Raw genomic sequence first — 26,424 nt, 5'->3', positions numbered from 1 at the left:
TGCTAAAGAATGTGTTAGCAGATTTTTTTATGTGTGCAATTTCACCTGATTTGTCCATTTCTGTTTGTCGTAAAAGTTGATTTCTAGTATGATATTGGATAGTGATAGGGGGGAAACCCGTGGATAACGGTTCTAAAAAACAAGAAATGTTTTCAAAAATGCAGGAAAAAAAGACTGAGGTAAAAATTGTGAGAAAAATAGTAGCTATTATAGCCATTACATTTGTATTAGTATTTGGGATTATAGGTTTGATGGGTTACAACTACGTAAAAAGTGCTTTAAAACCGGTTGATCCAGATGCAACAAAAACAATTGCTGTTGAAGTACCAATTGGTTCAAGTTTAAGCTCGATTTCGGCTTTACTAGAGAAAAAGGGCATTATTAAAGATGCAAAAGTTTTTAAATACTATGCAAAATTTAAAAATGAATCCCAATTCCAAGCAGGAAATTATGATTTAACACAATCCATGACATTGGACGAGCTAATTGAGAGCTTAAAAACAGGGAAGGTATATCGTGAGCCTGTCTTTACGATGACGATTCCTGAAGGTTTAACACTTGATCAGATAGGTAAAATCGTTGAAAAGAAAACGCCTTACACACAAAAAGAGTTTATGGATTTAGTGACAAGCGAAGCATTTGTTCAAAAAATGATGGCCAACTATCCAGAGCTTATTACAGATGCGGTATTAGCAGACAATATTCGCTATGATTTAGAAGGTTATTTATATCCTGCAACATATTCATATTTTGAAGAGAAACCTTCGTTAGAAGCAATCGCTGAAGAAATGATTGGTGCTATGAATAATGTTGTGAAAAATTACAGTGAAGTTCTAGTAGAAAAACAAATGTCAGTACATCAACTACTAACTTTTGCCTCATTATTAGAGGAAGAAGCAACAGCACAAACAGATCGTGAAACAATTGCGAGTGTCTTCTATAATCGTATTGAGGAAGGCATGCCTCTACAAACTGACCCAACTGTTTTATATGCACTTGGCTCACATAAAGACCGCGTTTTATATGAAGATTTAGAAGTAGAAAATGCTTATAATACTTACAAAAATAAAGGGTTGCCGCCAGGTCCAATTGCAGGTGCTGGAAAAACTTCGATTGAAGCAGCGTTAAATCCGAGCAAAACAGATTATTTCTATTTCCTAGCAGATAAAGAAGGTGTCAACCACTTCTCAAAAACTTATGATGAGCATTTGCAAAAGGTAGAAAAATATTTACGTCAAGCAGAGTAGTTTCTAGTAAATAAAAACGAATGTAACTCAATAAAATGAATAGAAGGAAAGAAAAATAGCTTTCCTTCTATTTTCGTGCTATTATAAATTGTGATTTTTAATCAATTAATACGTGGTGGCAATTGTTTCGTGCTTATAGACAAACAATTGCTCATTTTTGTATGGCAAAGTACCAAGACATCACGTTTGGTCTTTTTCTTTTTGTAGCAAAGTGATGATGAAGTTTGGACAACGGGAATGTGCTCGTTTCCTTTTAAATGAGGGTGAATTTTACAATGGAATTATCGGATGCATATATACAATCCTTTATTCAACCACGTAATGAGTTGCTTTTAGAAATGGAAGCATATGCGGAAGAAAATCATGTACCGATTATGCAACTAGCTGGGATAGATGCGCTTAATCAGTTACTTCGTATTCAAAATCCGTCAAAAATATTAGAAATTGGCACGGCAATTGGTTACTCAGCAATCCGTATGGCAGATGCTTTGCCAAATGTGCAAATTGTGACGATTGAACGCGATGAAGAGCGTGTAGCTCGAGCGAGAGATTATATTGCACGTTCATCTGTTTCAAACCGTATTACGGTAATTGAGGGAGATGCCTTAGAGGTAGACGATGAGGCAATTCATACAACTTTCGATGCAATTTTTATTGATGCAGCGAAGGGACAATATCAACGGTTTTTCGAGAAATATGCCCCACTTGTAAAATCAGGAGGAGTCTTGTATATCGATAATATGTATATGCACGGATTGTCGGATTTGGACTTAAAGGACGTGCCACGTCGCAAGCGGACAATGATTCGAAATTTAAAAAATTTCACTGATTGGATAATGCACCATCCTGAATATACAAGTGCATTTTTACCAGTCGGGGATGGCTTATTATTATGTTTGAAGAGGTGACGACTATGAAAAAACCTGAATTGCTTGTCACACCGCAATCAGTGGACCATGTAAAAGCACTTTTAACAGCTGGAGCAGATGCTTTTGTCATTGGAGAACAACAATTTGGTCTTCGTCTTGCAGGAGAATTCTCTGTGAGCGAAGTTGAAGAAGCAACGAAGCTAATTCACGAAGCAGGCAAAAAGGTTTATGTTGCAGTGAATGCGCTATTTCATAACGAAAAACTAGATGCACTAGGTGAATACTTAAAAGAAATGCAACGTATAGGTGTAGATCGCTTAATTTACGGCGACCCTGCTGTTATTATTGTGCGTCGTGAGCAAGGTGTTACAATTCCGTTGCATTGGAATCCTGAAACAACAGCGACAAACTGGTTTACTGCAAATTATTGGGGTAAACGTGGTGCAACAAGAGCTGTTCTTGCACGTGAGCTTTCGCTAGATGAAGTACTAGAAATTAAGGAAAACGCGGAAGTAGAAGTTGAAGTGCAAGTGCACGGTATGACTTGTATGTTCCAATCAAAACGTCCTTTACTAGGTCATTATTTCCTTTATCAAGATAAAATAATGGCAATAGAAAATCGTCAGGAAAACCGTAATATGTTCCTACACGATGATGAACGTAACAATAAATATCCAATTTATGAGGATAACAACGGTACGCATATTTTTAGTCCAAACGATATGTGCATTATCGATGAGCTTGGCGAGTTATTTGAAGCAGGCATCGATGCATTTAAAATCGAAGGTGTTTTACACTCGCCAGAATATGTTGTCACAGTAACGGAAGCATATCGTCAAGCAATTGACACATATTTTGACGAATCTGAAGACGCATATGACGATATTAAGGATGATTTACTGGCTAAAATTGAAGATATCCAGCCTGCTATTCGACCACTCGATACTGGCTTTATCTTCAAAGAAACAGTGTACTAGGAGGTGGCAAGAATATGGCATTGGCATTAGAACAAAATGACAAAATTCGTGAAGTTGTTAACGGCAAGCGCGTCATTACAAAAAAACCTGAACTACTTGCCCCTGCAGGTAGCTTAGAAAAACTAAAAGTAGCTGTCCATTATGGTGCAGACGCAGTATTTATTGGTGGTCGTGAATTCGGTCTTCGTTCAAACGCAGATAATTTTTCTATCGATGATATGCGTGAAGGTGTAGAGTTCGCTAATCAATACGGCGCAAAAATTTACGTAACAACAAATATTTTCGCTCATAACGAAAATATGGATGGTTTAGAGCAGTACTTGAAGGATATTGAATCTGCAGGAGTTACCGGCATTATTGTAGCGGACCCACTAATTATCGAAACATGTCGAACTGCTGCGCCGAAGCTTGAAATTCATCTTTCTACACAACAGTCACTATCCAATTGGAAAGCTGTGCAGTACTGGAAAGAAGAAGGCTTACATCGAGTAGTGTTAGCGCGTGAAGTTGGCGGCGAAGAGATGAAGCTAATGAAAGAAAAAGTCGACATCGAAATTGAAGCATTCGTTCATGGGGCGATGTGTATCGCATATTCGGGTCGTTGTGTACTATCAAATCATATGACAGCGCGAGACTCCAATCGTGGTGGCTGCTGCCAATCTTGTCGTTGGGACTATGACCTATACGAGCTAGAAGACGGTGAGGAAAAAGCACTTTTCGATGATAACCATGCACCATTTGCGATGAGTCCGAAAGATTTAAAGTTAATTGAAGCGATTCCGCATATGATTGAGCTTGGTATTGATTCATTAAAAGTAGAAGGTCGTATGAAATCAATTCACTATGTGGCTACAGTTGTTTCTGTGTATCGTAAAGTGATTGATGCTTACTGTGCTGATCCAGAGAATTTTAAAATTAAACGTGAATGGCTAGAAGAATTAGATAAATGTGCAAACCGTGATACAGCTGAGGCATTTTTCCATGATGCACCAGGACACGAGGAGCAAATGTTTGGCGTTCATGGCCGTAAAACAACATACGAATTTGCAGGCCTTATTTTAAATCATGATCCAGAGACGAAAATCGTTACAATGCAACAACGTAACTATTTTAAACCCGGTGATGAAGTTGAATTTTTCGGTCCAGAAATCGAAAACTTCAGCATTACAATGGGAGAAATCTGGGATGAGGACGGCAATAGCTTAGATGCGGCACGTCATCCATTACAAATTGTTAAATTTAAATGTGATACGTTGCTTCAACCGCATAACATGATGCGAAAGGAGAATAATTAATGGCAATCAAGCGTCCAGTTGTCATCGGAATCGCTGGTGGTTCATGCTCAGGTAAAACGAGTGTGACACGTGCTATTTATGATGTTTTCCGTGAGCATTCTGTTGTTGTAATTGAGCAAGACTATTACTACAAAGATCAAAGTCATTTAACATTTGAAGAACGTTTAGGAACGAATTATGACCATCCTCTAGCGTTTGATAATGATTTATTAATTGATCATATTAAAAAATTATTAAAGCGTCAGTCTATCGAGAAGCCTGTATATGACTATGTACAGCATACACGTGCCGATGAAGTTATCCATGTTGAGCCAGTAGATGTTATTATACTAGAAGGAATTTTAGTATTAGAGGATGCGGACTTACGTAGTTTAATGGACATAAAATTGTTTGTAGATACGGATTCAGATTTACGTATTATTCGTCGTATTCTCCGAGACATTAAAGAGCGTGGACGTACAACGGATTCCGTTATAGAGCAGTATTTATCTGCGGTGCGCCCAATGCATAATATGTTCATTGAACCAACTAAACGTTATGCTGATATTATTATTCCCGAAGGTGGGGAAAATGGAGTAGCAATTGATTTGATGGTAACGAAAATTAAAACTATTCTTGAAACTGACAACGTATTGTAATAAGATAGAGTGGTATTGACAATATTTACATGAATTTCAAAGCATATTTTTGTAACGCATGCATACTATTAGGTCAAAGCGTATTTTGAAATGAGATTAAAAATAATAAAATTCGATTAAATGCACTTTCTAAAGCATTTGGTCGAGTTTTATGTTTTTATATTGATGAAATAAGGAGTGAAGTACTTTGTCAAATGAAAAACAGTACCCAATGACAGCAGAGGGTAAACGAAAATTAGAAGAAGAATTAGTGAAATTAGAAACAGAAACACGTAAAGAAATCGTAGAGCGTATTAAAATCGCACGCGACTTCGGTGACCTTTCTGAAAACGCTGAGTACGATTCAGCTAAAGAAGAACAAGCCTTTTTAGAGGGCCGCATTTCTACATTAAAATCAATGATTCGTAACGCAGTAATTATTTCTGAAGATGAAACCGACAACAGTGTAGTTTCACTTGGGAAAACGGTTACATTCGTTGAAATTATTAACGGTAAACCATCTTCTGATAAAGAATCTTATACAATCGTAGGTTCAGCAGAGGCAGATCCAATGGAATTCAGAATCTCGAACGAATCACCAATTGCAAAAGGCTTACTTGGAAAAGCAGAAGGTGAAGAAGTAGTTGTACAAACACCTGGTGGCGAAATGAAAGTGAAAATTATTTCAATTAAATAATCACTGATGTACAAGCAGTTAGCTTCTTTATTAGAGAAGCTAGCTGTTTTTATTTTGCAAGCGCTGTAGAACTTGATAAAATATTGGCTAGAGAGGGGGAGACTTCATGAGTGAACGAAAAACTCGAAGCAGTCGTCATTTGCAGCCATCTCGCAATAAAAAGCTAGATAAAATGTTGAATGTTTTAATTGGTATTGTCATTATACTGATTGTTATAACGGCAACGTATGTGTTTAAATGGCAGGATGACAAACAAGAAACAGTTAAAGAGGACCCAGTTCAGGAGCAAAAGAACGATGAAGGTGAGAAAGAACCTCAGAAAGAGGAAGACGTCTCTGGGAAAGAAGAACCGTCTAAAGACGAAGAACAGCCTAAAGAGGAAGAACAACAGCCAGAACAAAATACGGCTGAGGAAACGACGTCAGACGATCCGATTGTTGACCGTGTTGTGACAGATAAAAACTGGAAAGCAACGCCTACAACGCAAACAGGAGCGCATGTATCATCGTATGATGATCAATCTGTCGATTGGGCAGAAAAAATCGCTACGATTACAGCTGTTACAGGTATTACAAATGATAATATGATTGTTTGGCGTCTACAAAATAATGGTGGTGCAAATAAAGCAATTGCAACAGTTTCTACGAAAGATAAGAGTGAAAAGTATCGGGTCAGTATGGAATGGATCGATAACGAAGGCTGGCTGCCAGTGAAGCTAGAACAGTTGAATACATTAGAAGGTGCCTATTGACGAAAGTTGTTGTTTTGATTATTTTTAAAGATGGTCAAAGAAATACGGATTCGCTCCTAGCTTTAATGAAAGCGGAACAATCGGTTAGAGAAGTGTCTGGCGAATAATTTCGATTTTGATTGGATATAGATCATCAAAATGCAGATGCAAACTAGACAGAGACAGAATTAGAGTTGAATAGTAGAAGGGAAGTAATGGATTCATGAAAATCGCAGTTATCGGTGCAATGGAAGAGGAAGTAGAGCTGCTACGGGCTTCTTTGGAGGATGCTAAAAGTACAACAATTGCTGGCAGTGAGTATACAACAGGGACATATGAAGGAAAAGAAGTAGTATTATTAAAAAGCGGTATTGGTAAAGTCAATGCAGCAATGTCTACAACAATTTTATTGCATGAATTCAAGCCAGATGTAGTAATTAATACGGGTTCTGCTGGGGGCTACGATGAGGCACTTGAAGTAGGAGCAGTTGTTATTTCTGATGAAGTACGCCATCATGATGTCGATGTGACAATCTTCGGTTATGAAATTGGTCAAATGGCAGGAATGCCTGCTGCTTTCCAATCTGATGCAAAGCTCATGAAAGTAGCTGAAGAAGCTGTAAAAGCAGTAGGTGAACACCAATACGGTATTGGCCTAATTTGCTCAGGTGATGCTTTTATGAATGATCCTGTACGTGTAGAAGCAGTTCGTCAGCATTTTCCACAAATGAAAGCTGTTGAAATGGAAGCGGCAGCTGTTGCACAAGTGTGCTATCAATTCGGTACACCATTTGTTGTTATTCGTGCATTATCGGATATTGCTGGAAAAGAATCGAACATCAGCTTTGATGAGTTTCTACCAGTAGCCGCTAAACACTCTACACAAATTGTATTAAAGGCAATTTCGTCTCTATAAATCTACATGAAATAGACAAAATGAACAGTTTAAAAGTGAGAAAAATCACAGTCGTAATGAATCTTCAATGTTACAATGGCATTAATTAATTCTCTTCATAGTTAGAGGGGAGGTATTCATTATGCTATTTTTAACAGCAGGTGTCGTCATCATTACGATGTTAATCGGCACGCTTATTTCGGCCGATCTTACTGAAACGACTCATTAATACTGTATAGAAAGCTCCTTTGTGGCTGTTGAGCCTAAAGGAGCTTTTTATATGGAACAAGTAACTGCTAAATGAAAATAAGCTCTTCAATGTAATTTTTGAAAACAAGTGGTAATATTCTTGATTGAATTTTTATGAATAACACATTACAATAAATTACTCAATAGACTTTTGATCTCTTTTGTAAAATTGATAGAGTTTAATGAGTGCTCGCTTTTCTATGCGAGATACATAACTACGAGAAATGCTCAAGCGGGCAGCGATTTCTTTTTGGGTAAGTGCGTCGTGTTGATTTAATCCATAGCGGAGTGTGACAATTTCAAGCTCTCGTTCATCAAGCATATGCAAATAATGATACAACTGAGCAACATGCTCTTTATGTTCTAATTTTTCTGTCGCACTTTCTTCATCGCATTGTAGTAAATCGCGAATTTGCAGTGCGTTCCCATCTTTGTCTGTACCGATTGGTTCAAACAGGGATACATCCTTTTGTACTTTTTTCTGTGTTCGTAAGTGCATTAAAATTTCATTTTCAATACAGCGCGCTGCGTACGTAGCAAGGCGCGTCTTTTTATCAGGGGTATAACTTTCGACGGCTTTCATTAGACCGATTGTACCGATGGAAATATAGTCATCAAGTTGCTCGTGCTTTGGATGGAATTTTTTTACGACATGTGCAACAAGTCGCATATTGCGCTCGATTAAATCAAGACGCGCTTGCTCATCTCCACCTAAAAATCGTTCAATACAAGCAGCTTCCTCTTCTTTAGAAAAGGGTTTATGGAATGTTTGCCCTTTTAAATAACCGAATAACGCAGGAATTTCAAACCATAACTGCAACATAGAAGTAAAAATTCCGCTCATTGAATGATTTCATCCTTTCCCCATTTTTCGACAGTATATGTTAAGAAAAGGCGTTCAATGAAAAAAAGTGCAACAGCAATTGCGCTGTTACACTTTTTTTAACGTGAATGTACTAATCATTAGTAAAGCTAAAATGGGAAGTAGGAAAAGATAAAAAGCTGGGTGGAACGTATTAGATGCAAAATACGTTAATGTTAATAGCGTCCCAGCCGCTGTAATCGGTAGTCCTGTGAAATAACCGTTTGCTTCACTAATGTTGAAGCGAGCTAATCGCATCGCACCGCAGACGATATAAAGAACGGTCATCATCATGCCCGCGAAACCAAAATCAACTAGGACAACTTCATACATTAATAATGCAGGGGCTACACCAAATGATATAATATCACTCATAGAATCTAATTGCTTACCTAACTCGGACACCTGTCCGAGTGCACGTGCCACTTTCCCATCATAGCGATCGAGAAGAGCAGCAATAAAGATAAACAAGACACTATAGCTATAATATTCATGTAAAGTGGCCATTATGGCCGCGCCACCAAAGGACATATTACTAATTGTTATGAAGTTTGCTGCGTGCGATTTCATTTTCTTAACCGTCGTATCCACCAACTTGTGATAAAAAAACAAGGCGGATCACTCCTTTGCACTTAAGATATTGTACCATTATACTTCGGATGCGAAAAAATTGACAGTCTAATTTAATCGATAGGGGTTTTGCTTTATGAAAGAGAAACTTTACCAACGCTTAATAGAATTAACGAATGGCAAACAATCTTCCCAGCTTTTACAAACTATTGCTAAAGCGAAGTGGAGTAAGCGAATAATTCCAAGCTATATGAAAATATACGATATTAACCTTAAAGAAGTTTCAAAAAAACAACAACAATTTTCAAGTTTACATGATTTTTTTACAAGGGAACTTTTAACGGATGCACGACCAATCGATCAAAGTCCTTTCGTTTATACGAGTCCAGTAGATGCAAAAGTGGAATCATTTGGGCGCATTGAATGGGATATGACTTTCCTTGTGAAAGGCAAGCCTTATTCCTTACAGGATTTACTAGGTAATAATGATCGCGCTGCACAATATGCCGATGGACATTATATAGTATTTTATTTAAGTCCTGCTGATTATCATCGAATCCATAGCCCGATTGATGGCACTGTATTAAGACAATATACACTTGGACAAACGTCTTTCCCTGTCAATCAGCTTGGCCTCACATATGGTAAAAAACCAATTTCTCATAACTATCGTCTTGTAACGGAGTTAAAAGTAGCAAATGACCAGCAGATAGCATTTATTAAAGTTGGTGCTACCTTTGTCAACTCCATTGTGCTGACAAATACAACAGTACATTGGGAAAAAGGTGAGGAAGTCGGTTATTTTTCATTTGGTTCGACAGTGGTCATGCTATTTGAAAAAGATACTATTACATTTACGGACAATGTTGTGCAAGGAAGTCCAATTCGCATGGGTGAAGCCTTTGCAAATATGCTATAATGGTCGAATAATACGTTTAGATTAGGGGTCGCTATTTTGTATAATTTTTTATTACCAGATGAATTTGTGACAAGCATTTTTGAAATTACACCAGAAAAGCTTCAAGAATTAGGCATTAAAGGGATTATTACAGATTTAGATAATACGCTTGTGGAATGGGACCGTGCAGATGCAACGGAAGAGCTTATTATTTGGCTACGTATTATGAAGGAATCGGGTATTCGCGTTATCATCGCGTCGAATAATAAAGAGGCGCGTGTAAAGCATTTTGCTGATCCGCTTAATATTCCGTATATTCATAAAGCAAAAAAGCCACTTCGAAATGCCTTTTATAGTGCCGTAATTCAATTAGGATTACGTCCAAATGAAGTAGTAATGGTAGGAGACCAACTACTAACAGATGTAATGGGTGCCAATCGTTTAGGACTGCATACTATTTTAGTAAAACCAGTTGCACAATCAGATGGACTCGTAACAAAATTTAATCGTTTCGTTGAGCGTCGTGTGTTCAATGATTTAAAACGAAAAGGAATAATTACTTGGGAGGAAAAAGAATGAACGAAATGCCAAATTGTATTGGCTGCGGTACGACAATTCAAACAGAAGATAAAACAGCAGTAGGGTACGCACCCCCATCATCATTAGAAAAAGACGTGGTTATTTGCCAACGTTGCTTCCGTTTGAAAAATTACAATGAAATTCAACCTGTGTCATTAACAGATGACGACTTTCTACGTATTTTAAATGGTCTTGGAACACAGCAAGGCTTAATCGTGAAAATCGTTGATATTTTTGACTTCAATGGTAGCTGGTTGCCAGGGCTTCATCGCTTTGTTGGCAAAAATCCAGTGCTATTAGTAGCGAATAAAGCTGATTTGCTTCCAAAATCAGTGAAACCTAAAAAGGTTATCAACTGGCTCAAACGTGAAGCAAAAGCACTCGGCCTACAACCAATTGATGTGCTTTTAGTGAGTGCACATAAAGGACAAGGAATGACTGAGGCGATGGAAGCGATTGACGAGTATCGCAAAGGCCAAAACGTTTACGTAGTAGGTTGTACAAATGTTGGGAAGTCCACGTTTATTAACCGCGTTATTAAGCAGGCTACAGGTGAAGGGGAAGTCATTACAACTTCTCATTTCCCAGGAACTACATTGGATATGATTGAAATTCCACTCGATGATGGTAGTGCATTATATGATACCCCAGGGATTATTAATCACCACCAAATGGCGCATTACATTGATGCGAGTGAATTAAAATATATTATGCCTAAAAAAGAAATTAAGCCGAAAGTGTATCAGCAAAATCCAGGTCAATCATTATTCATTGGTGCACTAGCACGCTTTGATTTTATTCAAGGTGAACGTTCGGCATTCACAATTCATGTGGCAAATGATTTGCCTATCCACCGTACGAAGTTAGAAAAGGCAGATGATTTATACGCTGAGCATAAGGGCGAATTACTTGCACCACCGACTGCAAACTTTATTGACAAGCTACCTGAGTTAATCCGTCATGAGTTTTCAATAAAAGAAGCAAAAACAGATGTCGTCTTTTCAGGGCTTGGTTGGATTACGGTACAGCATGCTAATGTAGTTATTGCTGCTTATGCCCCAAAAGGTGTACAAGTTTCAATTCGTCCATCACTCATTTAATCATTAGTAAAGTAGAGAAGAGGAACTAGGACATGAAGAAGTGGTTTGCAGTAATTGGTGATCCAATCGAGCATTCAAAATCACCAGCCATGCATAATGTTTGGTTTGAAGAAATGGCAATCGATGCAACATATATTCCAGTACATGTGACACCCAATCAGTTAGAAGCGGCAGTTGCTGGTTTTAAAACATTAGGTGCAAGTGGTTGGAATGTTACTATTCCCCATAAGACAGCAATCATTCCCTTTTTAGATGAGTTAGATGAGTTAGCAGAAAAAATGGGTGCGGTAAATACGGTTGTACGTACAAAAGATGGTAAGTTAAAAGGATACAATACGGATGGGCTTGGTTTTGTTCGCTCGTTGGAAGAGGCTGTAGGCAAGTCACATAAAGAAAAGCCAGTGCTTCTTATCGGAGCAGGAGGGGCAGCTCGTGGCATAGCGTTTGCGATGCAACAACAAGGCTATACGAATTTAACGATTGCCAATCGTACAGTTGCCAATGCTCAGGCAATTATCGATGAACTTGGAACAGGTCGGGCGATTTCATTAGCGCAAGCTGAGGAAACGTTGGCTGACTATGGCATTTTGGTACAAATGACGTCAGCGGGACTTGTTGCGGGTGATTTTTCAATGCCATTTTCACTGAATCGACTAATGAAAGGCGCAATTGTTGCAGATATTGTGTATAATCCATTAATGACGCCTTTTTTACAAGCGGCTGAGGAAAAAGGTGCAACTGTAGTAACTGGTCTTGGCATGTTCGTACATCAAGGTGCGATTGCGTTCCAATACTGGCTCGACGAATATCCAAAAACAAATTCAATGATTGCGCGATTGAAGGCGCAATTAGGAGGACAATAATTTTTATGTTAACAGGTAAACAAAAGCGTTTTTTACGTGCAGAAGCACATCATTTAACACCGATTTTCCAAGTAGGAAAAGGCGGCGTGAATGACGAAATGACAAAGCAAATTCGTGAAGCATTAGAAGTACGTGAGCTAATTAAAGTGCGTATTTTAGATAACTGTGAAGATGACAAACAAGAAGTAGCAGAAGCTCTTGCGAAAGGTGCACATGCTGAGCTTGTTCAATTAATCGGATTAACAGTTGTTTTATATAAAGAATCACGTAACAACAAAAAAATTGTGTTACCAAAAGTAGCGAAATAAGGTGAAACGATGAAGAAGGTCGGTTTACTTGGAGGTACGTTTAATCCACCACATATTGGACACCTAATGATGGCAAACGAAGTATTTCATGCATTGGAATTAGATGAGGTACGTTTTTTGCCGAATGCATTACCACCTCATAAACAAGCTCCTCATGATGCGAGTGATGCGAAGCGATTAGAAATGGTTGAACGTGCTATTCAACCATATCAGCATTTTCGTGTGGAGTCGTATGAGGTTGATAAGGGAGGCGTATCCTATTCATATAACACACTTGCTGCATTATGTGAAAGAGAGCCGACTGTAAAATTTTACTTTATCATTGGTGGGGATATGATTGATTCACTCCATACGTGGTATCGCATTGATGAGCTAGTGAAGCTCGTTCAATTCGTCGGCGTAAAGCGTCCAAGTACTGAAGCGCGTACGGAGTATCCTGTATTGATGGTGGAAGTACCGCAAATCGATTTATCGTCTACACTGATTCGTGAACGCCTTGCCACTGGTAGAACGGTAACCTTTTTACTGCCAGAAGCGGTAGAGACGTTTATACGAGAGGAAGGTCTTTATGGAACGCGAACAGTATTTAGCAGCGATTAAACCACGTATGCCTGAAAAGCGTTATATCCATACACTAGGTGTAATGGAAACAGCCATCGCGTTAGCAAAAATCTATGGTGAGAACGAGAAGAAAGCTGAAACAGCAGCCATTCTCCATGACATTGCAAAGTATGCAGATGTCGAATGGATGGAGCGCATCGTTCAAGACGAAAAATTAGATCAACAGCTGATTGGCTGGGGCAGTGAATTACTACATGGTCCAGTTGGGGCATATATTGCTGAAAGTGAATTTGGCATTACGGATGAAGATATATTAAATGCTATCCGTTTTCATACAACAGGACGTGTAGCAATGAGTCGTTTAGAAAAAATACTTTTTGTCGCAGATATGATTGAACCAAATCGAAATTTTGAAGGTGTTGAACGCCTGCGAAAAAAAGCTCAAAAAAATTTGGATAAGGCAATGAGTGCCTGTATACGCCATACATTAGCGTTTTTAATTGATTCAAAGCAGGCAATTTACCCATTATCTATAGCATGTTACAACGATATGATGAAAAGAGAGGAAAGTGAAGGATGACTTCAACTTTATTACAAGCAGCTTACAAAGCAATCGACGACAAACATGGTGAGGATATTGTCGTTTTAAATATGCAAGGTATTTCACTATTAGCAGATTACTTCATCATTGCACACGGGAACTCAGATCGCCAAGTACAAGCGATTGCACGTGAATTACAAGATGTAGCAGTCAAAGAAGGACATGAAATTCGTCGCGTGGAAGGTTTCGATGGCGCACGATGGATTTTAGTAGACCTAGGGGATGTTGTAGCACACGTATTCCATAAGGATGAGCGTGCTTACTATAACTTAGAGCGTCTATGGGGCGATGCACCGCAATTAGACGTACCAGAGGCGTAAGTGAGTAGCTACGAACGTTTTGCTCATGTATACGATGAGCTCCAAACTGATATTCCATATAATAGCTATGTGGAATGGATTGAGCAACATGCACCGAGCAAACATTTCCCGAGGCTTTTAGATATTGGCTGTGGGACCGGTGTTCTTGGCCTTATGTTAGCCAATACTGGCTATAGTGTAAGTGGCATCGATTTGTCAGAAGATATGCTTGCTATAGCGGCAGAGCGTTTTACAGATGCAGGTCTACAAGTACCGCTTTTCTGTATGTCGATGCATGAATTAGAAGGCTTTGAGGCACTGGATGTTGTAACGATTGCAATTGATTCGCTTAACTATGTTGTGGAACAACCAGATGTTTATTCGACGCTAGAACGTATTTTCTATGCTTTACGTGAAGGTGGTCAACTGTTTTTTGATGTCCATTCATTATTTAAAATGGATGAGATTTTTTTAGACGGACCATTTACGTATGATGATGGAGATATTAGCTATGTATGGCATACAGAGCCTGGCGATTATGAACATTCTGTTGTTCATCAAATGACGTTTTTTGTACGAGAAGTAGCGAGTAATTTGTACGAACGTTTTGATGAGGAGCATTTCCAGCGCACATTCCCAATTGAGCAATATATGACATGGCTTCGTGAAATTGGCTTTACAGATGTAGAAGTTACAGCAGATTTTACAGATGAAGCACCTGAATACGAAAGCGAACGCATTTTTATTCGTGCAGTGAAATAAAAAAGAAAAAAGTGACTCAAAAAAGTTCGGTATAATACCGAACTTTTTTTTACTTAAATATAACTTTTTGGACACATAGGGCAAGAACAATTCACTTTTTGAAATATAGCATCAATCAACTTTTCAATACGAGAATGATAGTATATGATGAAATTAACTCCATATGATTGCCTTTTGCATAGAAAGGATGGTTTGTATGATCCAATCTTTATGGCAAAAGTATAGAAAAAGTATGTTGCTCCCCAGCATACTTGGTATCGGTGGACTTTGTTACTTCTTTTTTTCGAGTTTTGACTCTTCACCTCCCCAAGAAGAGCTCATCGAAACAATCCAACCTACAGAACAATTAGCAATAACAGAACCTGCAGAAGAAGCGGTCTTACAGCAGGTGTTTATAGATATAAAGGGCGCTGTCTTACACCCAGGTGTTTATGAGTTAAATCCTGACCAACGAATTATGGATGCTATACAGCTTGCTGGCGGTTATAGCGAAGATGCGGATACACGTCTTATTAATCATGCCCAAAAGTTGCAAGATGAAATGGTTATTTATATACCAGTAAAAGGTGAGCAGCTTGATGAAGTGATGGTCAGTTTCAATAATGCCACCTTTGCAGCTGGAAGCCAAACGTCAACAAATAATAAGGTGAATGTTAATAAGGCAGATAATACGGAACTGACAACATTAGCAGGTATTGGCCCGTCAAAGGCACAGAGCATTATTGCGTATCGTGAGGAAAACGGACGCTTTCAAACAATAGAAGATATAAAAAAAGTGACTGGAATCGGCGAAAAAACTTTTGAAATGCTTAAAGATTCAATTACTGTCAACTAATTGGCTATATAGTATCAAGTTGACGACCCTTTTCGAAAAGGGCTACACTATAGTAGAAAAGTGACTGGGACAATGATGCACAGTCCATAAACAATGATAGTAAATTTTGGAGGTAGTCATATGGAGCGTATTACTTGGGATCAATTTTTCATGGCACAAAGCCATTTACTCGCGTTACGTAGTACTTGTACAAGGCTGGCAGTCGGAGCGACGGTCGTACGTGATAAGCGTATTATAGCAGGAGGATATAACGGTTCGATTACAGGTGATGAACATTGTATTGAAGAAGGTTGCTATGTCGTTGATAATCATTGTGTACGTACAGTGCATGCAGAGATGAATGCACTCCTACAATGCGCAAAATACGGAACGCCGACAAAAGGAGCAGACCTTTATGTTACACATTTCCCTTGTCTACCATGTACAAAATCAATTATTCAAGCAGGAATTGAGCGAATTTATTATGCAACGGACTATAAAAACAATTCATATGCGCAAGAATTATTTGAAAAAGCAGGCGTAGAGGTATTGCATGTACCTTTTGATGAACGCAAAATAGACTTTTTAAGAAATGAAAAATTGGCTTTGTACATAGATATGCTTAATGAGCTACGTGAAAGTGGTGTGCCTGCTGAAAAATTACTCCCTTATGAACAGAAGGTGAGTGCATTATTTGGCAAAATACTATAAAGCATAAATGGATATATGTAGCACTTGCTGTACTTGTGGCCTCATTAGCAGCACACAAGTCAGCTTGGCTACTTGCTAGTTTACTTATCGTAGTAACTTGGCTTACTTTAAAAGGTGAAACTTTTTTCATCTCCGCACTCGTAGTAGGTGCTGGACTTCTTTCCTTCTTCTTTATTACAACTTTTCGATTGACGGAACCTTCCCCTTTACCGTCAACTTTTCAATTAACATGGACGAGCGATTATAAAATTAACGGACAACGGCTTAGTGGTTTTGCGAGAACGGAAACAGGCGAAAAACTTTATGTCACGTATACGTTATCCTCAGAGCTAGAAAAGCATTTTTATGAAACTACATCAATTACTGGCTTTACCTATGTCGTGCAAGGAGAAATTGTAGCGCCAAATCCACCTGCACATACTTACACTTTTTCTTTTGAGAAATATTTAGTGAGCAAAGGTGCAAGGGGCATATTTGAGGTGAAGAGTTGGTCGTTGATGTCGGAGAAAAAAACAATTAGCTCTGTTCTTGCTAAGTATAGATTTCACTTAAAAAAGCATATTGAGACTTTCTTTCCACCATCGCTTATTACAGAGGCACAGGCGCTGCTTATTGGTTTTCGAGATCAAATGGATGATGAGCTCCAACGAGCATATCAAAAGCTTGGTATTACACATTTATTTGCCATCTCCGGCTTACATGTAGCGCTTGTATCATGGTTGTTTTATGAGGGGTTATTACGTTTGGGGATTCGCAAAGAAATGGCCATAATCGTCTTACTCATCATGTTACCTGTTTATGGTGTAGTAGCTGGTGGAGCACCTTCAGTAATCCGTGCAGTTTCTGTTGTGGAACTGAGCATGTTATTGCGCTTTACGAGGTGGCATATGTCAGTTGATGATGCACTAGCCATCAGCTTTATTAGCTTTGTCTTACTAGAGCCAGGTGTTATTTTTCAAATTGGTTTTCAACTATCCTATTTAGCAACAGCTAGTCTTATATACTCGTGGGGGATATTTCAGAACAGGAATTGGTTACAAAAATCATTTTTAATCACGTTTGTATGCCAACTACTTGTTTATCCGCTATTACTGTATCATTTTTATGAACTATCCATATCTTCGTTTTTAGTAAATATTATTTTTGTACCATTATTCTCATTTATAATTCTACCAATAAATATTTTGATGCTTATCGCTACATTCCTCTCGACGCCTTTAGCAAAGCTATTATTTGAAGTATATGAGCCAATGCGTCATTGGCTAACGGAGGCAATCCTGTTTTTACAAGCCTTGCCATTGCAACTTTGGTCGCCTGGGAAACCTGCCTTCTGGCTAGTATGCATCGCTTTTGTCAGCGTGCTTATTAGTTTATATTTTTTAGAAGCAAAGCACTATACCAAAGTTGCCATTGTCCTTCTTATTCCTGCTCTTAGTATACATCTTGCGCCTATTTTATATAAGGAAACAAAGATTACGTTTTTGAATGTAGGTCAGGGTGATTGTACCATCATTGAATTACCGTTTAGAAGGGCCGTATACGTGGTTGATGCAGGAGGCGTACTTCGGTTTAGGCAAGAGCCTTGGAAGCTCTCAAACAGCCCCTATGAGGTTGGTAGACAGGTTGTTGTACCGTTCTTAAAAGGAAAAGGTATTCGGGAGGTGGATATTTTGATTTTGACGCATCCTGATGCCGACCATGTAGAGGGAGCAGAGGAAGTGCTTGAGGAAATAACGATGCGTGAAATTCATGTAACACCAGGCTCATTAAATACACCTGCGATGCAAGATTTATTGGTGGAAGCAACGAAACAAAAAGTACCTGTGAAGGAAAAGATGGAAGGTACGTCATGGCATGTAGGTTCTACAAGTTTTCACTATTTATATCCCCGCGATACGCTTTATGAAGGCAATAACGATTCCCTTGTATTATTTATACAGCAGCAATCGTTTCGTGCATTGTTAACTGGTGATTTAGAAGAAGCTGGAGAACGCGAGCTGATAAAGCTATATGGCCAACAGCTAGCAAACATTACGCTGTTAAAAGCAGGTCATCATGGTAGTAAAACATCCAGTATAGAGCCATTTGTGGAGCTTCTACAGCCTACATTAACGGTTTTTAGTGCAGGACGTAATAATCGCTACCAGCATCCACATGATATTGTAGTTGAGCGTTTTAAGAAGCGCCGATTAGCGACAAAAACGACCAGCATAGATGGGACAATCGAAGTCACTATTTATCGTGATAAATGGATTGTTCGAACAGAAAAAGACCTTGTCCGAAACTGAACAAGGTCTTTTCCATTGGTATAAGAGGTAGATTACATGCTTGCGTAGTCTACTATTACTGCGATGATGAACATAATAGTGAAGACCCCAAATGATACGCCGAAGCCAACGCCTGAATCGATAGCATCGTTACGTTTGCATTGTATATTATTACCTTCAAATGGATTCATTGTCATCCCTCCAATTCTGTTACTAATTATAAGACATCGTTTTCATAAAAGCTATATCGAAAAGATGAATTCCCAACTGTGGCAAGGAATGGACACAATTTAGCTCAAAGTCACAACCGAAACTAAATCATGTATACTAGTAGTATTGCTATATGGAGGTAAAAATATTATGATTTCGACGGTTTGGAACAAAATAAAAAAAGGTGAGCTTTCGCCAGTGTATTTGATTATTGGTGAAGAAAGCTATTTTATAGATGAAACTGTAAAACGTTTAAAGGATGCACTAGGAAATGAAGAAGAGATTGAAATGAGCACTTTTGATTTGGAAGAGTTGCCAGTTGATGTCGTTATAGATGAGGCGGATACAATCCCGTTTTTTTCAGAACGGAAGCTTGTAATTGCTAAAAATGCATCGTTTTTAAAGGCAAGTGAAAAAGGTAAGGAAAAAATAGATCACGATGTTAAACGATTAGAGTCATGGCTTGCAAACCCTTCAGATTTTTCGGTGACGGTTTTTATTGCTCCATATGAAAAGCTGGATGAACGAAAAAAAGTGACGAAAATGATGAAAGAGCATGCGTTCATCGTCCAAGCAGAAACACCGAAAGAACAAGATTTAGCAGTGTGGATTCAAGGGCTTGTAAAAGCGCAGGGTAATACAATAACTCAAAGTGCGATTGAGCAGCTTGTCTCAATGGTTGGATCGAATATGTTACAACTTCAGATGGAAATAGAAAAACTCGCATTATACGTAGGTGACGGTGGAGAAATTACAACGAAGCTAGTGGAGGATTTAGTAGCGAAAACACTCGAACAAGACGCCTTTAAAATGTTAAACGCGTATTTGGCACACGACCCAGTAGCAGCATTGACAATTTACCATGATTTATTGAGACAAAAACAGGAGCCAATAATGCTTGTCGGGCTTCTTGCCTCCAATGTGCGAACGATGTCGAATGTTTTTTACTTGCTGAAAAAAGGCTACCATCCACAGCAAATTGCAAAAAATTTAAAAATCCACCCTTATCGTGTAAAGCTAATGGTAGAGCAACGCAACCGACCATCTGAAGAGAGCTTATTGAAGGCTTTGTACCAATTAGCTGAGGTTGATTTACAGCTAAAAACAGCTGGTGGAAACCGCGAGCGTTATTTAGAACTATTTTTACTGCGCAGACTGTAAAAAATATTTACTAGTTGGGCATGAATGGTTGTATAATGTCGTGGGGGGTTTTTGAACGTGCAAACACGAATTCAGTACATGGATAGCCTACGTGCCATTGCAATTATAGGCGTACTATTTTTACATGCTGCGACTCCTTATGTCGTACTTTATGACAAAATATCTAGTTTTGATTGGCAAACAGGCATTGTATTCAATGCATTGTCACGATGGTGTGTACCCATTTTTTTAATGATTAGTGGGGCACTTTTACTTGGACGAAAGGAAGAATCTTTAAGTACCTTTTTTAAAAAGCGTGCCAATAAAATTTTACTACCTTTCATTGCTTGGTCGATTATTTATTATGCCTGGGCAACATATATGTGGAATCCAGGGTATTCATTAAAAGAATTTCTAATCATGTTTTTTAATGATCAGATATACTATCATTTGTGGTATTTTTATGCGCTTATTGGTATTTATCTATTAGCGCCAGTTTTTAATATATTTGTTAATCATGCCTCTAAACAAATGATAGGCTATGTGATTGTTTTGTGGATGTTATTTTATGGGGTATTCCGTTATTATTCATATATCGTGAGTAATGAATTTACATTGTTTTTCCCTTTAAGTGAGTACATCGGCTTCTTTTTACTAGGCTATTATTTAGCGAAATTTGAGCTATCGAAAAAATGGCGTGTCGGAATTTACATATTAGGGATAATTGGTGCGCTTGAAACGATTTGGAGCACAAATGCGTTGACAGAGCAGCAAGGACAATTTTCAGGCTATGCATTTTCGTATTCCAGCCCTAATGTTATTGCGATGAGTGTTGCACTTTTTGTATTTGTGAAATATTGGGTCAATCGAAAAGTAGCAAGAGGAAGTTATGAAACAAGTGGGATAGTCAAGCTAATTGGACAAACAAGCTTTGGTGTTTACTTAGTACATGCGATGATTCTAGATAAAGTCCGTCCGCACTTTTTTGAAGGAAACGAGCTCTTTGTAAAGCCGCTTATGGCGATTCCGTTACAAGTAGTAATCATTTTGGTGCTATCTACAATTATCGTGTGGATTATACAGAAAATACCATTATTAAAAAGGCTGATTTAGTAGGGAAAATCGACCATAAACTTTAAAAGCCGCTTTGCTTTTTAGAGGGTGAGTAAGGCACGAATGTTTCGTGCTTTTACGTTTCCCGCATTAGCAAGGCGGCTTTTTTTTGTTTATTATTCCTAATAAAAAAATTAGAAATGAAAAAAGACCAGTTACTCCTAAGAGTAAACTGATCCTTAATAAACACTTACGCTTTTTTAGCTAGGCGAGACTTTTTACGAGCCGCCGCGTTTTTGTGGATAAGTCCTTTTGAAGCTGCTTTATCTAAAGATTTGTAAGCTGCTTGTAAAAGTTCTTGTGCGTTTTCAGCGTTTGCAGCAACAGCGTTTTCAGCTTTTTTCACTGTAGTACGCATTGCAGATTTAGCTTGAGTGTTAGCAGCGTTAGCTTTTTCGTTAACTTTTACGCGTTTAATCGCAGATTTAATGTTTGGCATATCTTTCACCTCCTAAAATAGGTACGAGATGATATCTTCTCATTGATTTCTTGTGTCAATACAACAAAAATCATTTTAACAAACGCTAGGCTAAATTGCAATAGATAAATGCAAAGAATATTTACTTGACAGTTTGAACAAACTACAATTTGAGGTGAACTGAATGCAAAACTTAAATTGGCAACGTACTGATTTAATTGATGAATCTGAAGAGGTAGTTTTACATCAAACGAAGGAACAAAAAGATACACTTGAACAATCAAGTGGGGTTCAAATTGAAGACAAAACTGCAGGGCGTGTGAAAATTACCGATGTTCAAGTAAATGCTGAGGGTAAAAAACAAATAGGCAAAAAGGAAGGGAAATATATAACCCTTTCCGTCCCAACGCTTACTTTAGAGGATGAAGATGGATTCGAACAGCTTGAGAAAGCATTGTTGGATAATTTTAAAACAATGCATGAATCAATTGCCTGGAAGGAAGATGACAAAATATTAATTATAGGTCTTGGCAATAGAACAATTACGCCAGATGCCATTGGACCTTATGTTATTGATCACCTGCATAGTCTAGAGCAAATCGATGACAAATTTGTCATGTACGCACCTGGGGTAACAGGACAAACAGGATATGAAACAGGTGAATTTGTAGCAGCATTGGCAGAGCGCCTGCAACCAAAATTAATCATAGTAGTAGATGCACTTGCAACGAGAGCAAGTGATCGATTATGTAAAACCATTCAACTTACAGATACAGGTATTCATCCTGGCTCAGGTGTCGGCAATCAGCGCAAGGAAATTTCTTATGAGATGCTAGGTATCCCGGTTACTGCTATCGGAATTCCAACAGTCGTTGACGCGCCAGTTTTAATTGCTGATGCAGTAGAGGTGATGCTACGCTCTATCGCTGCACGTGTTGCGGAACGTGGAAAACCTTCATCTAAATTATCTTTATCTTCTTGGCGACCGGACATTAATAAAGAACTGGATATGTCCCTTGTGACACCGATTTTTGGTGAATGGGCAACTTGGACAAAAGAGGAGCGCCAACAGCTTTTTGAGGAGACATTTGCCGCTTCCCATGCACAGTTAATGGTGACACCAAAAGAAGCAGATTATTGGATAGATAAGTATGCAACAATCATTTCAACTATGCTTATGAATTGGGCAAACGATCTATAAAATCATCGTTCTAAAAGACACATCCCCTCCATACGATAAGGGGAGGAGGGTGTGACTTTGCTAAAAAAACTACAATGGTCAATTGGTCTATTATTGTTCTTTTTCGTATTACCAGTCATTGCTGGGCAACTTCCGTTCAACAAGCAAGCATCGACTCCGATCAAGCAACCAGAGGATAAACAAGTCGTGTTTGCCGCTACTAATTTGCCTGAACAAACAGCACTAGAGTTGACGAAAGAGCAGACGGAAGAACAGGATCCTTTTAAAGTATTATTGCTATTTACGCATTCACAAGAAGCCTACCAACCAATGGTGAAAGCGGTAAGCGGGAAAGCAGACGTTTATGATGAGAAGACAAATATTTATAATTTACAAGGTGCGATTGCCAAGCATTTTAGTATGAACGGTATACAGACAGATGTATTAGATGTTGATGTCATGAAAGTAATGAAATCTGAAGGCAAAACCTTTCCACAAGCTTACAACACGGTACGTCCATATTTAGCAAATCGTTTACAGGAACAATCTTATAATTTAGTGATTGATTTGCACCGAGATTCTGCCAAGCGTGATACGACAACTATTACACATAACAATGAAAGTTACGCACGTATTGCTATTGTTGTGGGGGCAGAACATAAAAATTACAGATGGAATACAGCTTATGCAGAAAGTCTCTCTGCTGCTATGAATGAAATTGTGCCAAAGGTTTCTAGAGGGGTTATATCGAAAAGTGGTGACAATGTAGACGGTCGTTACAATCAAGATTTAGCCAAAGAAATGATTTTAATTGAATTAGGTGGAATAGATAATACAGAAGAAGAATTAAATCGGACAATTGCGGTAATTGGAAAAGCAATTGCTAAAAGCTTTGTGACGGAATCAAAAAGTTAAAAGCTAGCGTCTTGTCATTCAATATTTTAGAAACATTCGAGATAGCTAGTTATTAATAAAATAATCATATCCATGCGATGCCTTCGTCGTTGTCACTGTTATGAAAATGAGTTGATGTAATCCATGTCGGGGAATGAATGGTAAGTGAGGGTGACTATTGAAAAAATTACCTAAAATTTTTTGTTTCAGAGGTCTTTCAATTGTTTTTACCTTGCATTATACTTTTCAAGTCAGCTCATACGCCTTATTGAATCGGGCAATTTTCGATGGTGTACATCAATGGAAAAAACCGCTTCAAAAGCATCTACCATTATGGGCAGATGCTTTTTTTCGTTGGTTAATATTACGAATTTTAATGTAAAAGTAAAGTATTTTATACATACATTTGTAGTTTTTGGGGTATTTATACAAATCACAGAGGTAAAAAATTCTCAGTGAAAATTTTTTTGTTTTAGAAAATGGTTAACCTTTTTAGGTAGCTCATTCGTCTTTAATAATAGTAATGGAAATGAAGGAAAAGGAGCAGAGGCTAGGCAGTATACAAACTATTTTTAAAACTAAATAATGTTAAAAGGGTTTTACATTTTATTGGAGGAAACAGTATGTTAGGCAAGACATTAAATCATCGTTACATCCCGGGATTAGATGGGATTAGAGCATTAGCAGTACTAGCTGTAATTGCTTATCATTTTAACTTTCGATGGGCCAGTGGAGGATTCCTCGGAGTTGATATATTTTTTGTATTATCAGGTTACTTAATCACCTCAACGATTTTACCGATGCAAGGTGAGCAATTAACAATCAATTTGCGTAAATTTTGGATTGGACGCTTTCGACGCCTAGTTCCAGCTGCATATGTCATGATAATGACCACTTTTGTGTGGGTGATGTTATTTCATAAAGAGCTTTTAAATACGTTGCGAGGAGACGCCCTATCCTCCATTTTTTATTCTAGTAATTGGTGGTTTATTTATCACAAACTGTCCTATTTTGATAGTTTTGGGTCGCCTTCCCCTTTGAAAAATTTATGGTCTTTAGCAATTGAGGAACAATTTTATGTTATATGGCCAATTGTATTAATCATTGGTTTGTCTATATTTAAAAAACAAAGTAAATTTTCTAACATTATTTTCATTGGCGCAATTTGTTCAGCATTACTTATGGCTATCCTATTTCAGCCAGGAGCTGATCCAAGTCGTATTTATTATGGGACAGATACACGTTCATTTGAATTACTAATCGGTTGTTGGCTTGCCTTCGTTTGGCCGATGAAAAGACTTTCTACTAAAAAGCTTTCTGCCAAGCATGTTTATGAGCTCAATAGTATTGGTGTCATTACCTTTATTATTTTTATTGCCAGTATTTTGTATGTAGATGAATACCAAGCATTTTTATATCGAGGCGGCATGTTCCTATTTTGTATTAATGCTGCACTATTAATTGCCTGTGTTTGTCACCCAGCTAGTTTCTTAGGGAAACTACTCTCATGGAAACCACTTTGCTGGATTGGTTCTAGATCATATGGAATTTATCTTTGGCATTACCCAATTATAGTGCTAACTACTCCTGTTCATGAAATAGGAAATCCAGTATATTGGCGTGTCGCTTTACAGCTTGTGTTTATATTAATCGTCGCAGAATTATCATATCGTTTTATTGAAATGCCGATTCGTAAACAAGGATTCCGAATGTATTTCCGAAAATATTGGGTTATCAATCCGAGCAAGTGGCAAAATTTTTCGATTGCAAGAAAAATAGCAACTGCTGTTATTCCGCTATTCATTTTAGTATTTTTTACTGGTATTACAGGGGTAGTAGGGGAAGCACAACAGGATACAAAGGAGAATTACCCTACAAATATTAAAATAAATGGTGAAGAACAGCATTCTGCTAAAGATACGCAAGAAAAAAATAAGGTCGAGGAAGAAGTAGGAACGTCTGTGGAAAATAACGACGAAGCGTCTCAACCTGAAAAAGACGAGCCGAGTGTAAATCCTATGAAAGAACCGTATAAAGAACTATTAGCTATCGGGGATTCAGTTATGATTGATATTGCTACGCGTTTACATACGCTATACCCTAACATTACAATCGATGGGAAAATCGGGAGACAAGTCTCACAAGCAGTTAAATTAGTTCCTAGTTACACTCGTTTCAATCAACCAAATAAAGCAGTCATTATTCAACTAGGCACAAATGGTTATTTTACAAATGACCAGATTGATACTCTCCTTGGAGCATTTTCACAAGCGCAAATTTACTTAGTGAATACACGTGTACCACGTCCATGGGAAACAAAAGTGAATAATGCGTTAGCAAATAAAGCACATGAGTATAACAATATTACATTAATTGATTGGCATTCAACAGCGCTTAATCACCCCGAGTATTTTGCTCCGGACGGCGTACATCTAGAACCAAAAGGGGTAGAAGCTTTATCTAGCCTTATTCAGCAAGCAGTCGATGCTCATATGAATGATGTTTAATGTTAACTGCCAATTTAGCCTCCATATATCTACTTTAACGTTGAAGTAGATCAACTTTCGAGTAACGATAAGATACAAAGAGACCAGCAGCTAAAAATATAGTTGCTGGTCTCTCTTTTGTTTTAAATATAAAATAACAGGGATTTTTTGCATATATTTTATAATAACTAATTTAATATTGACCAATTTTG

Annotated in this window: 29 protein-coding genes; 25 read left to right on the top strand and 4 right to left on the bottom strand. The window is 38.0% G+C overall.

Annotation, left to right across the window (positions count from 1 at the left end):
- The first annotated feature begins 119 nt into the window (after window positions 1–119).
- From mltG to mtnN, 8 genes are all read left to right on the top strand, one after another.
- Complete coding sequence (gene mltG / locus ACIQXW_RS11690) at window positions 120–1,247, top strand: endolytic transglycosylase MltG (protein ID WP_340823518.1); 1,128 nt, start codon at window positions 120–122, stop codon at window positions 1,245–1,247.
- Window positions 1,248–1,522: 275 nt separating this feature from the next.
- The gene (locus ACIQXW_RS11685; RefSeq protein WP_340823519.1) at window positions 1,523–2,155 is read left to right on the top strand and encodes an O-methyltransferase; all 633 of its coding nucleotides are present in this window, start codon (window positions 1,523–1,525) and stop codon (window positions 2,153–2,155) included.
- Between the two features lie 5 nt (window positions 2,156–2,160).
- The gene (locus tag ACIQXW_RS11680; RefSeq protein WP_340823520.1) at window positions 2,161–3,093 is read left to right on the top strand and encodes a peptidase U32 family protein; all 933 of its coding nucleotides are present in this window, start codon (window positions 2,161–2,163) and stop codon (window positions 3,091–3,093) included.
- Between the two features lie 14 nt (window positions 3,094–3,107).
- Complete coding sequence (locus ACIQXW_RS11675) at window positions 3,108–4,388, top strand: peptidase U32 family protein (protein WP_401017942.1); 1,281 nt, start codon at window positions 3,108–3,110, stop codon at window positions 4,386–4,388.
- Window positions 4,388–5,026: a uridine kinase gene (gene udk, locus ACIQXW_RS11670; RefSeq protein ID WP_402762230.1), complete on the top strand. Its 639-nt coding sequence runs from the start codon at window positions 4,388–4,390 to the stop codon at window positions 5,024–5,026. Before ACIQXW_RS11675 ends, udk begins: the two co-directional genes overlap by 1 nt.
- Before the next feature lie 187 nt (window positions 5,027–5,213).
- A complete protein-coding gene (greA, locus tag ACIQXW_RS11665; RefSeq protein ID WP_340823525.1) occupies window positions 5,214–5,702 on the top strand; it encodes a transcription elongation factor GreA in 489 nt (162 codons plus the stop codon).
- A gap of 106 nt (window positions 5,703–5,808) precedes the next feature.
- Window positions 5,809–6,453, top strand: a complete 645-nt coding sequence (locus ACIQXW_RS11660) for a YrrS family protein (protein ID WP_340823526.1) — start codon at window positions 5,809–5,811, stop codon at window positions 6,451–6,453.
- A 202-nt stretch (window positions 6,454–6,655) separates the two neighbouring features.
- Entirely contained in the window at window positions 6,656–7,348 is a 693-nt protein-coding gene (gene mtnN / locus ACIQXW_RS11655) for a 5'-methylthioadenosine/S-adenosylhomocysteine nucleosidase (protein WP_401009199.1), read from the top strand.
- A gap of 364 nt (window positions 7,349–7,712) precedes the next feature.
- On the opposite strand, the gene sigK is transcribed toward mtnN, so the two are convergent.
- Together sigK and pssA are read right to left on the bottom strand one after the other, a co-directional pair.
- Complete coding sequence (sigK, locus tag ACIQXW_RS11650) at window positions 7,713–8,420, bottom strand: RNA polymerase sporulation sigma factor SigK (protein WP_340823529.1); 708 nt, start codon at window positions 8,418–8,420, stop codon at window positions 7,713–7,715.
- Between the two features lie 87 nt (window positions 8,421–8,507).
- Window positions 8,508–9,008, bottom strand: coding sequence for a CDP-diacylglycerol--serine O-phosphatidyltransferase (gene pssA, locus ACIQXW_RS11645; RefSeq protein ID WP_173477657.1), 501 nt, complete (start codon window positions 9,006–9,008; stop codon window positions 8,508–8,510).
- 136 nt (window positions 9,009–9,144) lie between these two features.
- On the opposite strand from pssA, the gene ACIQXW_RS11640 reads away from it, so the two are divergent.
- From ACIQXW_RS11640 to ACIQXW_RS11585, 12 genes are all read left to right on the top strand, one after another.
- Window positions 9,145–9,927 carry a phosphatidylserine decarboxylase gene (locus ACIQXW_RS11640; protein WP_340823531.1) on the top strand — a complete coding sequence of 261 codons (783 nt, stop codon included), beginning with the start codon at window positions 9,145–9,147 and terminating at the stop codon, window positions 9,925–9,927.
- Between the two features lie 36 nt (window positions 9,928–9,963).
- Window positions 9,964–10,485 carry a YqeG family HAD IIIA-type phosphatase gene (locus ACIQXW_RS11635; protein WP_172772137.1) on the top strand — a complete coding sequence of 174 codons (522 nt, stop codon included), beginning with the start codon at window positions 9,964–9,966 and terminating at the stop codon, window positions 10,483–10,485.
- A complete protein-coding gene (yqeH, locus tag ACIQXW_RS11630) occupies window positions 10,482–11,585 on the top strand; it encodes a ribosome biogenesis GTPase YqeH (protein WP_401017933.1) in 1,104 nt (367 codons plus the stop codon). The genes ACIQXW_RS11635 and yqeH overlap by 4 nt, the downstream gene beginning before the upstream one ends.
- 32 nt (window positions 11,586–11,617) lie before the next feature.
- Complete coding sequence (aroE, locus tag ACIQXW_RS11625; RefSeq protein WP_401017931.1) at window positions 11,618–12,448, top strand: shikimate dehydrogenase; 831 nt, start codon at window positions 11,618–11,620, stop codon at window positions 12,446–12,448.
- 5 nt (window positions 12,449–12,453) lie between these two features.
- The gene (gene yhbY / locus ACIQXW_RS11620; RefSeq protein ID WP_139860444.1) at window positions 12,454–12,756 is read left to right on the top strand and encodes a ribosome assembly RNA-binding protein YhbY; all 303 of its coding nucleotides are present in this window, start codon (window positions 12,454–12,456) and stop codon (window positions 12,754–12,756) included.
- A 9-nt stretch (window positions 12,757–12,765) separates the two neighbouring features.
- The gene (locus ACIQXW_RS11615; protein ID WP_340823536.1) at window positions 12,766–13,356 is read left to right on the top strand and encodes a nicotinate-nucleotide adenylyltransferase; all 591 of its coding nucleotides are present in this window, start codon (window positions 12,766–12,768) and stop codon (window positions 13,354–13,356) included.
- On the top strand, window positions 13,325–13,897 hold the full coding sequence (gene yqeK, locus ACIQXW_RS11610) for a bis(5'-nucleosyl)-tetraphosphatase (symmetrical) YqeK (RefSeq protein ID WP_340823537.1): 573 nt from the start codon (window positions 13,325–13,327) through the stop codon (window positions 13,895–13,897). The genes ACIQXW_RS11615 and yqeK overlap by 32 nt, the downstream gene beginning before the upstream one ends.
- A complete protein-coding gene (gene rsfS, locus ACIQXW_RS11605; protein ID WP_340823538.1) occupies window positions 13,894–14,238 on the top strand; it encodes a ribosome silencing factor in 345 nt (114 codons plus the stop codon). Before yqeK ends, rsfS begins: the two co-directional genes overlap by 4 nt.
- On the top strand, window positions 14,239–14,979 hold the full coding sequence (locus tag ACIQXW_RS11600) for a class I SAM-dependent DNA methyltransferase (protein WP_402762221.1): 741 nt from the start codon (window positions 14,239–14,241) through the stop codon (window positions 14,977–14,979).
- 196 nt (window positions 14,980–15,175) lie between these two features.
- Window positions 15,176–15,814 carry a helix-hairpin-helix domain-containing protein gene (locus ACIQXW_RS11595; protein WP_340823541.1) on the top strand — a complete coding sequence of 213 codons (639 nt, stop codon included), beginning with the start codon at window positions 15,176–15,178 and terminating at the stop codon, window positions 15,812–15,814.
- A gap of 120 nt (window positions 15,815–15,934) precedes the next feature.
- Entirely contained in the window at window positions 15,935–16,504 is a 570-nt protein-coding gene (locus tag ACIQXW_RS11590; RefSeq protein WP_340823543.1) for a ComE operon protein 2, read from the top strand.
- A 35-nt stretch (window positions 16,505–16,539) separates the two neighbouring features.
- Window positions 16,540–18,792, top strand: coding sequence for a DNA internalization-related competence protein ComEC/Rec2 (locus ACIQXW_RS11585; protein WP_402762217.1), 2,253 nt, complete (start codon window positions 16,540–16,542; stop codon window positions 18,790–18,792).
- Window positions 18,793–18,824: 32 nt separating this feature from the next.
- Here the strand turns inward: ACIQXW_RS11585 and ACIQXW_RS11580 are convergent, their stop codons facing one another.
- Complete coding sequence (locus ACIQXW_RS11580; RefSeq protein ID WP_340826450.1) at window positions 18,825–18,962, bottom strand: YqzM family protein; 138 nt, start codon at window positions 18,960–18,962, stop codon at window positions 18,825–18,827.
- Between the two features lie 169 nt (window positions 18,963–19,131).
- On the opposite strand from ACIQXW_RS11580, the gene holA reads away from it, so the two are divergent.
- Window positions 19,132–20,142 carry a DNA polymerase III subunit delta gene (gene holA / locus ACIQXW_RS11575; RefSeq protein ID WP_340823545.1) on the top strand — a complete coding sequence of 337 codons (1,011 nt, stop codon included), beginning with the start codon at window positions 19,132–19,134 and terminating at the stop codon, window positions 20,140–20,142.
- A gap of 57 nt (window positions 20,143–20,199) precedes the next feature.
- Window positions 20,200–21,234, top strand: a complete 1,035-nt coding sequence (locus ACIQXW_RS11570; protein WP_402762214.1) for an acyltransferase — start codon at window positions 20,200–20,202, stop codon at window positions 21,232–21,234.
- Window positions 21,235–21,424: 190 nt separating this feature from the next.
- Here the strand turns inward: ACIQXW_RS11570 and rpsT are convergent, their stop codons facing one another.
- The gene (gene rpsT / locus ACIQXW_RS11565) at window positions 21,425–21,673 is read right to left on the bottom strand and encodes a 30S ribosomal protein S20 (protein WP_172772128.1); all 249 of its coding nucleotides are present in this window, start codon (window positions 21,671–21,673) and stop codon (window positions 21,425–21,427) included.
- A 163-nt stretch (window positions 21,674–21,836) separates the two neighbouring features.
- Between rpsT and gpr the strand changes: the two genes are divergently transcribed.
- From gpr to ACIQXW_RS11550, 3 genes are all read left to right on the top strand, one after another.
- The gene (gpr, locus tag ACIQXW_RS11560; RefSeq protein WP_340823549.1) at window positions 21,837–22,853 is read left to right on the top strand and encodes a GPR endopeptidase; all 1,017 of its coding nucleotides are present in this window, start codon (window positions 21,837–21,839) and stop codon (window positions 22,851–22,853) included.
- A 51-nt stretch (window positions 22,854–22,904) separates the two neighbouring features.
- Window positions 22,905–23,747: a stage II sporulation protein P gene (spoIIP, locus tag ACIQXW_RS11555; protein WP_340823550.1), complete on the top strand. Its 843-nt coding sequence runs from the start codon at window positions 22,905–22,907 to the stop codon at window positions 23,745–23,747.
- 602 nt (window positions 23,748–24,349) lie between these two features.
- Window positions 24,350–26,233 carry an acyltransferase family protein gene (locus ACIQXW_RS11550; protein WP_340823552.1) on the top strand — a complete coding sequence of 628 codons (1,884 nt, stop codon included), beginning with the start codon at window positions 24,350–24,352 and terminating at the stop codon, window positions 26,231–26,233.
- Window positions 26,234–26,424: the final 191 nt, after the last annotated feature.

The organism is Lysinibacillus sp. NPDC097162 (assembly GCF_044762185.1).
In the GTDB taxonomy this organism is placed as follows: domain Bacteria; phylum Bacillota; class Bacilli; order Bacillales_A; family Planococcaceae; genus Lysinibacillus.
Note: the sequence above shows the minus strand (reverse complement) of the source record. Positions and strands in the feature narration are given on the sequence as shown.

Bases quoted from the DNA above. Each gene is read 5' to 3' on its own strand.
- ACIQXW_RS11685 (WP_340823519.1), top strand. From the start codon at position 1,523: ATGGAATTATCGGATGCATATATACAATCCTTTATTCAACCACGTAAT.
- ACIQXW_RS11680 (WP_340823520.1), top strand. From the start codon at position 2,161: ATGAAAAAACCTGAATTGCTTGTCACACCGCAATCAGTGGACCATGTA.
- ACIQXW_RS11675 (WP_401017942.1), top strand. From the start codon at position 3,108: ATGGCATTGGCATTAGAACAAAATGACAAAATTCGTGAAGTTGTTAAC.
- udk (WP_402762230.1), top strand. From the start codon at position 4,388: ATGGCAATCAAGCGTCCAGTTGTCATCGGAATCGCTGGTGGTTCATGC.
- ACIQXW_RS11660 (WP_340823526.1), top strand. From the start codon at position 5,809: ATGAGTGAACGAAAAACTCGAAGCAGTCGTCATTTGCAGCCATCTCGC.
- mtnN (WP_401009199.1), top strand. From the start codon at position 6,656: ATGAAAATCGCAGTTATCGGTGCAATGGAAGAGGAAGTAGAGCTGCTA.
- sigK (WP_340823529.1), bottom strand. From the start codon at position 8,420: ATGAGCGGAATTTTTACTTCTATGTTGCAGTTATGGTTTGAAATTCCT.
- pssA (WP_173477657.1), bottom strand. From the start codon at position 9,008: ATGAAATCGCACGCAGCAAACTTCATAACAATTAGTAATATGTCCTTT.
- ACIQXW_RS11640 (WP_340823531.1), top strand. From the start codon at position 9,145: ATGAAAGAGAAACTTTACCAACGCTTAATAGAATTAACGAATGGCAAA.
- yqeH (WP_401017933.1), top strand. From the start codon at position 10,482: ATGAACGAAATGCCAAATTGTATTGGCTGCGGTACGACAATTCAAACA.
- aroE (WP_401017931.1), top strand. From the start codon at position 11,618: ATGAAGAAGTGGTTTGCAGTAATTGGTGATCCAATCGAGCATTCAAAA.
- yhbY (WP_139860444.1), top strand. From the start codon at position 12,454: ATGTTAACAGGTAAACAAAAGCGTTTTTTACGTGCAGAAGCACATCAT.
- ACIQXW_RS11615 (WP_340823536.1), top strand. From the start codon at position 12,766: ATGAAGAAGGTCGGTTTACTTGGAGGTACGTTTAATCCACCACATATT.
- yqeK (WP_340823537.1), top strand. From the start codon at position 13,325: ATGGAACGCGAACAGTATTTAGCAGCGATTAAACCACGTATGCCTGAA.
- rsfS (WP_340823538.1), top strand. From the start codon at position 13,894: ATGACTTCAACTTTATTACAAGCAGCTTACAAAGCAATCGACGACAAA.
- ACIQXW_RS11595 (WP_340823541.1), top strand. From the start codon at position 15,176: ATGATCCAATCTTTATGGCAAAAGTATAGAAAAAGTATGTTGCTCCCC.
- ACIQXW_RS11590 (WP_340823543.1), top strand. From the start codon at position 15,935: ATGGAGCGTATTACTTGGGATCAATTTTTCATGGCACAAAGCCATTTA.
- ACIQXW_RS11580 (WP_340826450.1), bottom strand. From the start codon at position 18,962: ATGAATCCATTTGAAGGTAATAATATACAATGCAAACGTAACGATGCT.
- holA (WP_340823545.1), top strand. From the start codon at position 19,132: ATGATTTCGACGGTTTGGAACAAAATAAAAAAAGGTGAGCTTTCGCCA.
- rpsT (WP_172772128.1), bottom strand. From the start codon at position 21,673: ATGCCAAACATTAAATCTGCGATTAAACGCGTAAAAGTTAACGAAAAA.
- gpr (WP_340823549.1), top strand. From the start codon at position 21,837: ATGCAAAACTTAAATTGGCAACGTACTGATTTAATTGATGAATCTGAA.
- ACIQXW_RS11550 (WP_340823552.1), top strand. From the start codon at position 24,350: ATGTTAGGCAAGACATTAAATCATCGTTACATCCCGGGATTAGATGGG.